Origin of the sequence: Allofrancisella heilbronnii, assembly GCF_000710735.2 — a bacterium.
Lineage (GTDB): Bacteria > Pseudomonadota > Gammaproteobacteria > Francisellales > Francisellaceae > Francisella > Francisella frigidaquae.
Map to the genome: position 1 here is coordinate 1,653,877 of NZ_CP144673.1, position 13,416 is coordinate 1,667,292.

A 13,416-nucleotide genomic window follows, 5' to 3' on the forward strand; every position below is an offset into this window, starting at 1 on the left:
TCTCCTATTTAAATACTACTTATTATTAATGCGACATACTATGGTGCATATGCATATGGTCCATATCACCAGGCTTATAATTTGGCATCATATAAGACATAACGATATCATTAAATAAGTTTCCATCAACATGTGAATAGTAAGTTACTGGATCGTCAATAGATTGCTTAACTAAATTCTTCCAGAAATAATCCCATGTTAACGACTTATGCTTACCATCTTTAACTTCTTTGACCCATTTATCAAAACTATTTTGATCTGTTACTTTTGTATAAAATTGCATTTCAGCAAAACCTTTACCAGTGTAGTTAGCAGAAAAACCACGGTATTTACCCTCTTCGGTTGCAAGAATATGCAATTGAGTAGTCATACCAGTCATAGCGTAAATCTGGCTACCTAGTTCTGGAATAAAGAAAGAGTTCATGGGTGCAGCTGACGTAATCTTAAAATTCACAGGACGATCCTTTGGAATTTCAATATAATTAATCGTAGCAATATCATACTGAGGATATATAAACATCCATTTCCAATCTAAAGCAACAACCTCTATCTTTACAGGTTCTTTATCTGACTCTAAAGGCTTATATTGGCTAAGTGAATGTGTAGTTTTCCACGTAACAATTGCTAATATTAATATAATTATAAAAGGAACCCCCCAGCAGATAACTTCAAGAAGGTTATTATGACACCAGTTTGGACGATATTCAGCATTTGTTCCTTCACGGTATCTCCAAGCGAACCAGAGAGTCAAAATAATAACAGGCACAACCACGATAAGCATCAGAAGCACCGCAAATATAAGTAATTTTTTCTCTTGTAGCGTGATTACCCCCATAGGGTTCCATATACCACCTTTACAACCCGATAAGGACAAAACTCCTAATATGCTAAACAGTATGATTAAACATTTTTTCCAGTTCATAGCAAATATATTCCTTCGTCAAATTAAAATTATTAAGTTATTTAACTTACATTATATCAAGAGTAATTATTATATAATACATGTTAGAAAAAAAATACCCTCATACAAGTATTTATACAACCTTGATAACCTTCCGCAGAAATATACCATATATGGATTTATGGTCCTAAAAAGACCTTTTAAGAACGCTAAATTATGGTGCACCGAGTGGGATTTGAACCCACACGTCTTTAAGACACCACCCCCTCAAGATGGCGTGTCTACCAATTCCACCACCGGTGCAATAGATATTTTCTTAGTTAGTTATATTTCACCTTTAGAAGCATTATTTGATGATGTGGATTTTTGACCAATTTCCTTTTGATATTGATCATAGTCATACTGACTAACGATAGATTGTTCTGTAGCTACTGAAGCTGTAGCTGAACTTTTACCCAGGTATCCTAAAGTCAAACAACACACAAAAAAAACAGCGGTAAAAAACACAGTCATTTTAAATAAAAATGATGCTGCACCCTTACTGCCAAACACAGTATTTGACGCACCGCCTCCAAATGAAACGCCCATATTTGCACCTTTACCTTGTTGTAATAACACTAATACAACAACAGCTAAAGCAGCGATAATATCTATAGTTAAAATTATTCCGTACATATCTTGTTTGCTTGACTTATTATTTCGTTAAATTCAGAAGCTTTTATAGACGCTCCACCTATAAGCCCACCATCCACATCCGGTAAACTTAAAATGTCTTTAGCATTTTCAGCTTTTAAGCTACCACCATACACTATTTTGATTTTTTTAGCAAGATCTTGATTAATTTTTGCTAGCAAAGATCTTATAAATTTATGCGTTTGTTGTATTTGTTCTAATGATGCTACAACTCCTGTACCAATAGCCCAAACAGGCTCATAAGCTATAACTAACTTCCCTAATTGTTTGACAGAAAAATTCTCTAAAATCAAACCTAGCTGAGCTCCCAGAACATCTTCTAAAACTCCGCTTTCTCTATCTGATAAAGTTTCACCTATGCAAACTACTGGTACCACATCTGTATCTATAACTTTCTGCAACTTCTTAAAAACATCTTCATCAGACTCACCAAACAACGCTCTTCTCTCAGAATGTCCAATCAAAACATAACTACAACCTGTATCTCGTAGCATTTTTACAGATAACTCTCCGGTGTAAGCCCCATCATCATAAAATGTAATGTTTTGTAAACCCACACCCATGCTTTCTGGCAACTGTGAAACCACTTCCTTTACATAAACACTAGATGGAAAAACAGCAACGCTAACTTTTGAAATATCATACTCAACTTTTGAAATACCATAGCAAAGCTCTTTGATACTCTGAGAGTTGCCATTCATTTTCCAATTACCCATGATTAACTTTTGCATACTCATCCCTATATTAATTTTTGCTTGACTTGTTTAGCTAAATACTCTGCTTCTAAAGTAGCCAAGTCTTTATCATCGGCTTCTACCATTACACGCAAAACAGGTTCTGTCCCTGATGGCCTAAGCAGAACTCTGCCTCTATCCGCCAATCTATTCTCAACCTCTTCAATATCTATAGAAAGCTTGAGTAAATCTTCTTTAGTAACTTTTTTTTCTAATGGCACATTAATCAAAGTCTGCTGCATTAGCTTATCTTTTAATTTAAAATGGGAAACCGGCTTATCAATTTGTGAAAAAATAGCTAAAAGCTGTATAGCTGTAAGAAGGCCATCTCCAGTAGTACCAAAATTTAAATTAATGACATGTCCGGAAGACTCACCGCCTATTTTATAATCATATTTTACCAAGTCTTCTAAAACGTACCTGTCACCAACTTTAGAGCGAATAAATGGGACGTTATTTTTTCTGTAATGGTTTTCATAACTCATATTAGTCATTTGCGTGCCCACTATGCCTTTAGTACCACCGCAAATATCGCTATACTGAGATATGATATTTAAAATTCCATCGCCGTCTATTTCACTACCGGTTTCATCAACAATTATAATTCTATCACCATCACCATCTAAAGCCACGCCAAGGTCTGCTTTATACTCTAAAACAGCTTTACTTATATTTTCTACGCATGTAGCTCCACAATTGACATTAATATTTACACCATCAGGGTTAGAAGCTATCGAAATATAATCAATACCAAACTTATCAAGTAAAGCCTCAAAATTGTGCGATCCTGCACCATTAGCACAATCTATAACAACTTTACCTTTATATTTAACCAAATCTCCAAAACGCTGGTAATTATCCTCTATGTATTCAGTAATAGTGTTTTCTAACATTTTGTAGTTACCAAACTTATATTGAGGCTGATATATAAATGAGCTATCTATTTTCTTCTCAACCTCTTCTTCTAAAGAGTCATCTAACTTAAAACCATTAGAGGAGAATAATTTAATACCATTATCTGTAAATTTATTATGTGATGCTGTTATGACAAAACCCGCTGAAGCTTTATGTTTAACAGTCATAAATGCCACCACTGGGGTTGGTACAATACCCAAATCCAAAACATTTATACCAGCTGCATTTAGCCCTGAGACCAAAGCAAACTTTAACAGATTACTAGAGCTACGTGTATCTTGACCGACCATGACAAATTTCGGATACTCTTTATCATTAATTAAAGATCCCACAGCATTACCTAATTTTTGAACAAATTCTGCTGTGATAGTTGAATTACCAACTTCTCCTCTAATGCCGTCTGTACCAAAATATTTTGTCATTTTTTTAAAACCTTATTTAAAATTCTAATAGCGCTGAAACATTGTACCCATCCAAAACATCTCTTCCACCCAAGCCTTTAAGCTCCATCACAAATATAAGAGCTGCAACTTGTGCGTGTGTTTCTTCAATCAGCTTAACGGTAGCTTTTGCAGTGCCTCCAGTAGCCAGTAAATCGTCTACAATTAATACCTTATCACTTTCTTTGAAAGCATCTTTATGAATCTCTAGACTATCACTGCCATACTCAAGATCGTAGCTAACACTATAAGTTTCCCTAGGAAGTTTACCAGGCTTTCTAACTGGTACAAATCCTACTCCTAAAACTTCTGCTAAAGCTACTCCAAATATAAATCCTCTACTTTCCGTTCCTGCTATTATAGTTGGTTTTATATTTCTTCTTTGTAACTCTTTCGCCATCTCTTGGGCTGTCACTCTTAAACCCTGGGGCTCAGCTAAAAGCGGTGTAATATCTCTAAATGTGATACCAGCTTTAGGAAAATCTGGCACAGCCATAATCTTACTTTTTATAAATTCCAAACTCATCTGAGAAAACCTTGAAGAAAATGTTAGAAAAACTAAACTTGAAGAAGAATTCTAGTTGGATCTTCAAGTAATTCTTTAATCATCTTTAAAAACTTAACTGACGTGCTACCATCAATAATTCTATGATCATAAGATAGTGCCAAATACATTATAGGACGGATTTTTATCTCTCCATTAATTACAACTGGGCGCTCTACTATATTATGCATCCCCAAAATCGCACTCTGTGGTGAGTTAATGATTGGTGTAGATAACATAGAGCCATAAGTACCACCGTTAGTAATAGTAAACGTGCCACCCTTCATATCATCTAAACTTAATTTACCATCACGCCCCTTAATTGCCTTATCAAGTACATCTGCCTCTAACTCTGCTAAAGATTTTGTATCAGTATCTCTTAACACAGGTACAACAAGTCCTCTATCTGTACCTACAGCAATACCTATATCAAAATAGTTATGATAAACGATTTCATCACCATCTATAGAAGCATTTACATCTGGGAATTTTTTAAGAGCTTCTGTGGCTGCCTTGATAAAGAAAGACATAAAGCCAAGTTTAGTGTCATGCTCTTTTAAAAACATATCTTTATATTTATTTCTAAGTTCCATTACAGCACTCATATCTACTTCGTTAAAAGTAGTTAAAATAGCATTTGTATGTTGGACTTCAACAAGCCTATTTGCTATAGTCTGGCGTAGACGAGTCATCTTAACTCTCTTTTCAAACCTTGAACCTTGAGCAACTACTGGCTGAGGACCACTAGACAAAGTAGCTGCTTTTTTAACGTCTTCTGACGTAATACGTCCTTTTTTACCTGTACCTTGTATACCCGCAGCCGAATCCAAATTACTTGAGTTAAACGCTTTTCGTGCTGATGGAACCAAATGTGGAGCAGTTGTATTATTTACAGACTCAGACTTAGTTTCCTTAGACGCTACAGCTATCGAAGAAGCGCCTTCTACAATCTTAGCTATAGTTTGTGCTGATAAAACAGTATCTCCAGCACCTTTTATTATTTTAACTAATGTACCACTTACGACTGCAGGAACTTCTAAAACAACTTTATCAGTTTCAATTTCTGCCAGAATATCACCTTCTGCTACCACATCGCCCTCTTTTTTATGCCATTCAGAAACTGTACCATCAGCTACTGATTCTGGGAAAACCGGCGCTTTAACATCAACTTCTGCACCAGAAGAAACTGGAACTTGGTTTTTGGCTCCTTGAGTAGAAGATTCTTCTTTGCTAAAAATAGCCTTTCCATCTATATCTATATTAGCAAGGCTTTCTTCTGATAATACAATATCACCAGCCTGCTTTTTGATATTTTTTAAAATACCAGAGGAGGTAGCAGGAACCTCTAAAACAACTTTATCAGTTTCAATTTCAGCCACTATCTCACCTTCTTTTACGAAGTCACCTTCTTTTTTATGCCATTGCGCCAAGGTTCCATCTGCTACTGATTCTGGAAACATAGGTACTTTTAACTCTAACATTATTTACTCCTAGTAATAAATTTAAAATTTATATTTCTAAAGCTTTATTAACAATTTCTTCCTGCTGTTTTACGTACATCGCATGGTAGCCTACAGCAGGAGCTGAAGACCTTTCTCTAGCTACACACAATAGTTTTTGATCATCTCCAAGAATTCTTTCAATAAAATGCCTTACATGGTACCAAGCCCCCTTGTTTTGCGGCTCTTCTTGTAACCAAACAATTTTCTTAGCATTTTCATATTTCTTAAATATTTCTTCCAACTTCTCATTAGGAACAGGGTAAAGTTCTTCTATTCTAACTACTGCTGTATCTGCATAAACGTCTTGCTTCTTAAGCATAAGATCATAATAAACTTTACCGTTACATAAAATCAGTTTTTTAACTTCATCTGCTTTTGCTTTTTTATCATCTATTACACTTTCAAAATGTCCCTTTGAAAGCTCCTCTAAAGATGAAACAGCCATAGGATTTCTTAGTAAGCTTTTTGGAGTCATAACAATAAGAGGCTTTCTTAGAGGTCTAATAACTTGTCTTCTTAGTAAATGATAAATTTGTGCGGGAGTCGTTGGTGTACAAACCTGCATGTTACCGTTAGCACAAGAACTTAAAAATCTCTCTAACCTTGCTGAAGAATGTTCAGCACCAGCTCCTTCTTGGCCATGTGGTAAAAATAAAGTTAAACCTGATAATATACCCCACTTTTCCTCTGCTGCAACTAAAAACTGGTCTATAACTACTTGAGCAGTGTTAACAAAATCACCAAACTGAGCCTCCCAAATTACTAAGGCATCTGGACTATAACAACTATAGCCATACTCAAAACCTAATACACCATATTCAGAAAGTGTAGAGTCAATAATATCAAATCTAGCTTTTTCATTTATATGCTTAAGAGGTATATATTCTTTTACTGCTAAGCTTGTATCCATGTTTTTAACTACAGCATGGCGATGTGAGAATGTTCCTCTACCGCTATCTTCTCCAGAAATTCTGACTGTATGACCATCATTAAGCAGCGTTGCATAAGCTAAAGATTCCGCAAACCCCCAATTAACAGGAATATCACCTTTTGCCATTTTAAGCCTGTCAGAGATGGTTTTTTTAACTTGCATTTGAATATCGATCTCTTTAGGAACTTCACACATTTTATATGCCAAATTTTTAAGCACATCTTGCTCTATTGGCTTGTAAACATATTCAGTTTTTTGTTTACCTAAATAAGGAAGCCAATCGCAAACTTTTAGCTTATCTTTGACACTGTTTCTATCAAGAATATCTACAGTAGTTTTTCCTTCATCCAACTTGCTGCGATATTGGGCATTTAACCTTGATAAAAGCTCTGCATCAACAATTCCTTGACCCTGAAGTCTATCACTATAGATTTTCAAAGTTGTAGGAAGCTTCTTAATCACCTCATACATTCTTGGTTGCGTACCAGATGGCTCATCTGTCTCATTATGACCATTTCTACGATAACAAAGGATATCTATCACTACATCTTTATTAAATTTCATACGGTATTCTAGAGCGATGTTTGTAGCTCTAAGTACAGCCTCTGGATCATCACCATTCACATGAAAAATTGGCGCATCTACCATCTTAGCTATATCAGTAGAATAATTACTACTTCTGTTAACACCAAACTTACTACTTGTAGTAAAACCAACTTGGTTATTAATGACTATATGTATCGTACCACCAGTTCCATAAGCTTCCGTAAGAGAAAAACCAAAAGTTTCCATAACTACACCTTGTCCACAAAAGGCTGAATCACCATGTATAAGTATAGGTACAACTTTATTATAAACATCGCCATCAAGCTTATTTTGTATTGCTTTAGCTGCCCCTTCTACCACAGGATCAACAGCTTCAAGATGTGAAGGGTTAAATGCCAACGCTATTTTAGCTTCTTTGCCATCAATACTACGGTAGTTTGAGTAACCCATATGATACTTAACATCTCCAGATAAACTCTTTCCACTTTGTTTACCCTCAAACTCCTCAAACAACTCTTTTGGATTTTTACCAAGTATGTTGACTAAAACGTTAAGCCTACCTCTATGAGCCATACCAAGCTGTATAAATCGAGTTGAATGTCTAGCTACAGATTTTTCAATAATATGTTGTAGGGCTGGAATCATTGATTCTCCACCCTCCAATCCAAATCTCTTTTGACCTACATATCTCACAGCTAGATACTTCTCCAAACCTTCTGCTGCGACTAGTTGCTGCAATATCCATTTTTTTTCTTCTAAAGAAATCGGTATATTAGACTCTATTTGCTGTTGCAACCATTTCTTTTCTTCTTTACTGTCAATATACATATATTCGTAACCTATACTAGCTTCATATATTGACTTAAGGTTACTAATTAGACTTTCTATTGACTGCTCTTTGTTTTGAGTTAAAATACCTAAATTGATAGATTGCTGCATATCTTGAGTATCTAATCCATGGCTTTTTGGATCCAAATCAGGATCTTTATCTTTTTTCAAAAGTCCAAGAGGATCAATATTTGCAGACTTATAAGCATAAAACCTATAAGCATTAATCAAAGATTTTATTTTATATGATATTTCATTTCCACCAGTAGCTACTACACTACTAGCATTAACTTTATTTTTAGCCAAATACTTAAACTCTTCTACAATGTCTCTATGAGCTTCATCTGTTGCACTAGCTACTGAATCAAAAAAAGATAACCATTCTGGATCTATCCCATCATGATTGCCTGCAATGTAGTCATCATAAATTGACTCTAAATATTCCAAGTTACCGCCAAAGAACTGCGTTGTTTCCAGCCATTGGTTAAAATTTGGTTGGTTTTTTCTCATATACCCACCTGATCTTAGGTTTACTATTTATACACTCTTTTTTAATAAAGCTGACCTAATCTTACCTATTGCTTCTGTTGGATTTAATCCTTTTGGACACACAGAAACACAATTCATAATAGTCCTACACCTAAATAAACTAAACGGATCCTTCAAGTCTTCTAGCCTTTCATTAGTAGCTGTATCTCTAGAATCTGCTATAAATCTATAAGCTTGTAAAAGCCCTGATGGACCAATAAATTTGTCAGGATTCCACCAAAATGATGGACAAGAAGTAGTACAACACGCACACAAAATACATTCATACAGCCCATCAAGCTTAGCTCTATCCTCTGGCGATTGTAGCCTTTCTTTGGCAGGAGCCTCTTCGTCGTTTATCAAGTAAGGCTTTACTTTTTCATAATTTTTGTAGAATTGTTTCATATCTACAATCAAATCCCTAACAACAGGTAATCCAGGTAAAGGATTCACCTTAATAGGCTGCTTTAACTCTCCAACAGAGGTGATACATGCCAAACGATTCTTACCGTTGATATTCATACCATCAGAACCGCAAACTCCTTCTCTACATGATCTTCTCATAGCAAGAGTCGGATCTTGTTCTTTGATAAGCTCTAAAGCTGTTAAAACTTTTACGCCTTCGTTTTCAACTGTTACCGTATACTCATCGTAGTAAGGTTTTTTATCTGTTTCCGGATTATATCTGTAAATTTTAAATCTTACGTCCATTATATTAAATCCTTGTATTAATATTTACGTTCTGCTGGTTGAAAGGCTTTTACTTTTGTTGGAGACATGTTAACTTCACGAGAAGATGTTCTATCTTCATCCAAGAAATATAGTGTATGTTTCATCCAATTCTCATCATCTCTATCTGGATAATCAACTCTTGAGTGCGCGCCTCGAGATTCTTTTCTCTCTATAGCCAACTTAGCCGTCGCAATAGCTGTTAACATTAGGTTATCTAACTCCAATGCTTCGATTCTTGTCATATTAAATATTCTACTGTTATCTTCTAAAACAGCATCATCAAGTCTTTGTCTTAACTTAAGAAGCTTATCAAAGCCTTCTTTCATTGTAGTTTCTTGTCTAAATACCGAAAAATATTGTTGCATAGTTTGCTGTAACTCTTTTCTCAATACAGAGATTTTTTCTTTACAGCCTCTCTGTTCAGAAGTGTCCCATTTTTTAATTCTAGCTGCAGCTTGCTCAATATTTTCACAAGAAGTTTTTTTAATAGTCATTCCTGACTTTAAACTTTCTTCAGCATGCATTCCCGCAGCTCTACCAAATACAACCAAATCTAATAATGAATTACTCCCCAACCTGTTAGCTCCATGCACAGATACTGAAGCACATTCCCCAACAGCGTATAATCCCTCAATAACTTTATCTTCACCATTTTCTTGAGTAATAACTTGTCCATATTTATTAGTTGGTATGCCACCCATCTGATAGTGACAAGTTGGTACAACAGGAATAGGCTTTTCAACAGGATCTACACCTGCAAAAGTTTTTGCTAACTCTCTAACTGTAGGAAGCCTTTCATCAATAACGTTTTCCCCAAGATGAGTAAGGTCCAACCATACACAACTAGAACCACTAAAAGTATCCCCACGACCTTCCATGATTTCCTGCTGAGATGCGCGCGATACAACATCCCGGCAAGCTAAATCTTTAGCATTAGGAGCATACCTTTCCATAAATCTTTCACCATCTTTATTACGTAAGATACCGCCTTCACCACGGCAACCTTCTGTAACTAACACACCAGCTCCTGCAATACCAGTAGGATGAAATTGCCAAAACTCCATATCTTGAAGAGGCAAGCCAGCTCTTAAAGCCAAGCCCATACCGTCACCTGTATTTATATAGGCATTAGTGCTAGACTCATAAATACGACCCGCCCCCCCTGTTGCAAGAATTGTTATCTTTGATTGAAGGAACACTGTTTCACCAGTTTCTATACAAAGAGCTATAACACCAGATATACTACCATCATCAGCTTTGACAAGATCCACAGCAAACCATTCTGTGTAAAAATTAGTGTTATGTTTTAAGTTACCTTGATATAAAGTATGTAAAAGGGCATGTCCTGTCCTATCAGAAGCTGCACATGTCCTTTTTGCTTGATTTGCTGGATCAAAATTTCTAGACATACCACCAAAAGCACGCTGATAAATTTTTCCATTTTCTAAGCGTGAAAACGGCATACCCATATGCTCTAACTCAATAATAGATTGAGGTGCATGTTCACACATATATTCGATAGCATCTTGATCACCAATGTAATCAGAACCTTTAACAGTATCATACATATGCCACTTCCAATCATCAGATGGAAGATCATCTTCAAACTGAATATTACCTAAAGCTGCAGCTATACCACCTTGAGCTGCCACAGTATGAGATCTTGTTGGAAAGACTTTCGAAACAACCGCGGTCTTAAATCCTGATTGTGATAACTGAAACGCAGCTCTAAGTCCAGCGCCACCAGCACCAACAACAATCGCGTCAAATTCTTGTGTAGCTATACTCATAAAAACAACCTCTTAATAGAAAAATAAAATCGCAAATAACCAAAAAAAACAAAATACATAAATCAAAATAAAACTTAGCATAACGACCGCTGAAGCCCATGCACATTTAATATAGTCGCCACAGATAATCCAAAGACCAACCCAAGCATGTAAGAAAATTGATAAATATGCCATCAAAGTTAGAATTCTAAGAAATATTCCATCTGTAAACAAACCGTGCCAACTGTCATAATTAAGTGCTCCAGCATGAGATAAACATAAAGCTTTTATAAGTATGTAGGCAAAGTAAACAGCAATAATAACAGCTGTAACTCGCTGCACAAAAAAGTCTTTAACACCTGAAGATGTAAGCGAAATTACAGCCATAAAAAATACCCCCAAAAAACCGCTGATAAAATACCCAAAACAATCGTTATAAATGAAGTTAACTTAGCAATCTTCATACTCTCACCGAAGCCCATATCCATAATCATATGCCTGACACCAGCATATACATGATAAGTCAAAGCCGACAAGAAAACCCAAAAAAATAAGCTAGCCCACCCTTTTGTCAAAATTGACACAGTCTGCTCATAACCATTTGGCCCCGCTAAAGAATAGTTCATTCCAACCACTGCTAATGGAATAGCCACTATAAGAATCACACCTGTTATACGGTGCAATATTGAGCTTATAGCCGTAATAGGAAAGTTATAGGATTTTATTGATATCAGATCAATATTTGTTATTTTTTTCATGCTCGATATTCCTCCGAAGCAACTTCACACTAAAACCAAAGTGAATTCACGTTCTTAACCTCTTTATAATATATTTTTGTAAGATGAAATTCAAATATTTATAAATAAAAGCCTAGAACTAATTTACACATGTCAAAAGCTTTTGATCTAGGTAGCTTTAATCCTATAATTTAACAAGAAGCAGCTTTTACAAATAACAATTTTTATTTGCAAAAAAATACTGTTTAGCTTATTATTTCGACTATGATCATATGTTAAGTAGCATGTGTTTCTTTTTACTGTAAAACTTTATTACTTTTTAAAATAATCAACTCTTATTCGGAGGTTTTATAATAATGTCAAAGTACGCTACACTTAAATATGCTGAGAAAAATATTGAGATAGACTTGCCCGTATATTCTCCTAGTTTGGGTAATGATTGCATAGATGTTTCATCTCTAGTAAAACACGGTCTTTTCACTTATGATCCTGGCTTTATGTCAACTGCATCGTGTGAATCTAAAATCACTTATATAGACGGGGAAAAAGGTGTTCTCCTTCATAGAGGCTACCCTATACAAGAATGGACACAAAAGTCAAATTATAGAACTCTATGTTATGCTCTAATCTACGGTCAATTACCAACTAACGAGCAAAGAGAAGCTTTCAGAAGAGAAATTATAGCAAAAATGCCTGTATGTGAACATATAAAAGCAGCCGTATCTGCTATGCCAAAACATACTCACCCTATGTCTAGCCTAATTGCTGGGGTTAACGTGATTGCTGCTGAGCATGTTCATAATGGACAAAAAGAACCTCAAGAAGAAGTTGCCAAAAATATAATTGCAAAGATTGCCACCATAGCAGCTATGGCCTACAGACATAACCAGGGCAAAAAATTCCTAGAGCCAAAACCAGACTACGGTTATGCTGAAAACTTCCTATATATGATGTTCGCTGAAGATGAAAACTATAAACCAGATGAACTTTATGTTGAAGCGATGGACACAATCTTTATACTTCATGCCGACCACGAACAAAATGCTTCAACGTCAACTGTTAGATTATCAGGATCTACAGGTAACTCACCTTATGCTGCCATTATAGCAGGTATAACAGCACTCTGGGGACCAGCACATGGGGGAGCAAATGAAGCTGTTCTAAAAATGTTATCAGAAATTGGTAGCATGGATAATATCAACAAGTTTATTGAAAAAGCCAAAGATAAGGATGATCCTTTCAGATTGATGGGTTTTGGTCATAGAGTATATAAGAATACCGACCCTAGAGCTACTGCTATGAAACAAAACTGTGAGCAAATTTTAGCTAAGTTTGGCAATGGGGATAACCCACTTTTAGCTGTAGCTAAAAAGTTAGAAGAAATTGCACTACAAGATGAGTTTTTCATAGAAAGGAAACTCTTTCCAAATGTGGACTTTTATTCGGGTATCATCTTAAAAGCTATGGGAATTCCAGAAGAAATGTTCACTGCAATCTTTGCTCTTGCTAGAACCTCTGGCTGGATTTCTCAATGGATAGAAATGGTAAACGATTCAGCTCAAAAAATTGGTCGCCCAAGACAATTATACACAGGTGCAACTAGTAGGAACTTCTAG

General features: G+C 35.6%; 12 protein-coding genes and 1 tRNA gene. 1 reads left to right on the forward strand and 12 read right to left on the reverse strand.

The window, feature by feature from the left end; all coding sequences use genetic code 11:
• Window positions 1–25 precede the first annotated feature (25 nt).
• The 12 genes from cyoA to sdhC all read right to left on the reverse strand — a co-directional run bounded on the left by cyoA (window position 26) and on the right by sdhC (window position 11,821).
• Window positions 26–922: a ubiquinol oxidase subunit II gene (cyoA, locus tag FRA_RS07745; RefSeq protein WP_035720478.1), complete on the reverse strand. Its 897-nt coding sequence runs from the start codon at window positions 920–922 to the stop codon at window positions 26–28.
• Between the two features lie 196 nt (window positions 923–1,118).
• A tRNA-Leu gene (locus FRA_RS07750) sits at window positions 1,119–1,204 on the reverse strand.
• Window positions 1,205–1,225: 21 nt separating this feature from the next.
• Window positions 1,226–1,576 (reverse strand): preprotein translocase subunit SecG, encoded by a 351-nt coding sequence (gene secG, locus FRA_RS07755; RefSeq protein ID WP_035720480.1) that lies wholly within the window; start codon window positions 1,574–1,576, stop codon window positions 1,226–1,228.
• Window positions 1,564–2,325, reverse strand: a complete 762-nt coding sequence (tpiA, locus tag FRA_RS07760; protein WP_035720575.1) for a triose-phosphate isomerase — start codon at window positions 2,323–2,325, stop codon at window positions 1,564–1,566. Before tpiA ends, secG begins: the two co-directional genes overlap by 13 nt.
• Before the next feature lie 8 nt (window positions 2,326–2,333).
• Window positions 2,334–3,665, reverse strand: a complete 1,332-nt coding sequence (glmM, locus tag FRA_RS07765) for a phosphoglucosamine mutase (protein ID WP_035720482.1) — start codon at window positions 3,663–3,665, stop codon at window positions 2,334–2,336.
• A gap of 16 nt (window positions 3,666–3,681) precedes the next feature.
• Window positions 3,682–4,209 carry an adenine phosphoribosyltransferase gene (locus tag FRA_RS07770; protein WP_035720484.1) on the reverse strand — a complete coding sequence of 176 codons (528 nt, stop codon included), beginning with the start codon at window positions 4,207–4,209 and terminating at the stop codon, window positions 3,682–3,684.
• Window positions 4,210–4,241: 32 nt separating this feature from the next.
• Window positions 4,242–5,708 carry a 2-oxoglutarate dehydrogenase complex dihydrolipoyllysine-residue succinyltransferase gene (gene odhB / locus FRA_RS07775; RefSeq protein WP_035720486.1) on the reverse strand — a complete coding sequence of 489 codons (1,467 nt, stop codon included), beginning with the start codon at window positions 5,706–5,708 and terminating at the stop codon, window positions 4,242–4,244.
• Window positions 5,709–5,736: 28 nt separating this feature from the next.
• Window positions 5,737–8,544 (reverse strand): 2-oxoglutarate dehydrogenase E1 component, encoded by a 2,808-nt coding sequence (locus FRA_RS07780; RefSeq protein ID WP_035720489.1) that lies wholly within the window; start codon window positions 8,542–8,544, stop codon window positions 5,737–5,739.
• 27 nt (window positions 8,545–8,571) lie between these two features.
• Window positions 8,572–9,273: a succinate dehydrogenase iron-sulfur subunit gene (locus tag FRA_RS07785; RefSeq protein WP_035720491.1), complete on the reverse strand. Its 702-nt coding sequence runs from the start codon at window positions 9,271–9,273 to the stop codon at window positions 8,572–8,574.
• Between the two features lie 17 nt (window positions 9,274–9,290).
• Window positions 9,291–11,084, reverse strand: a complete 1,794-nt coding sequence (gene sdhA, locus FRA_RS07790) for a succinate dehydrogenase flavoprotein subunit (RefSeq protein ID WP_035720493.1) — start codon at window positions 11,082–11,084, stop codon at window positions 9,291–9,293.
• 12 nt (window positions 11,085–11,096) lie between these two features.
• Window positions 11,097–11,465 (reverse strand): succinate dehydrogenase, hydrophobic membrane anchor protein, encoded by a 369-nt coding sequence (sdhD, locus tag FRA_RS07795; RefSeq protein WP_155960885.1) that lies wholly within the window; start codon window positions 11,463–11,465, stop codon window positions 11,097–11,099.
• Window positions 11,441–11,821, reverse strand: coding sequence for a succinate dehydrogenase, cytochrome b556 subunit (gene sdhC / locus FRA_RS07800; protein WP_035720497.1), 381 nt, complete (start codon window positions 11,819–11,821; stop codon window positions 11,441–11,443). The genes sdhD and sdhC overlap by 25 nt, the downstream gene beginning before the upstream one ends.
• A gap of 335 nt (window positions 11,822–12,156) precedes the next feature.
• On the opposite strand from sdhC, the gene FRA_RS07805 reads away from it, so the two are divergent.
• Window positions 12,157–13,416, forward strand: coding sequence for a citrate synthase (locus FRA_RS07805; RefSeq protein ID WP_035720499.1), 1,260 nt, complete (start codon window positions 12,157–12,159; stop codon window positions 13,414–13,416).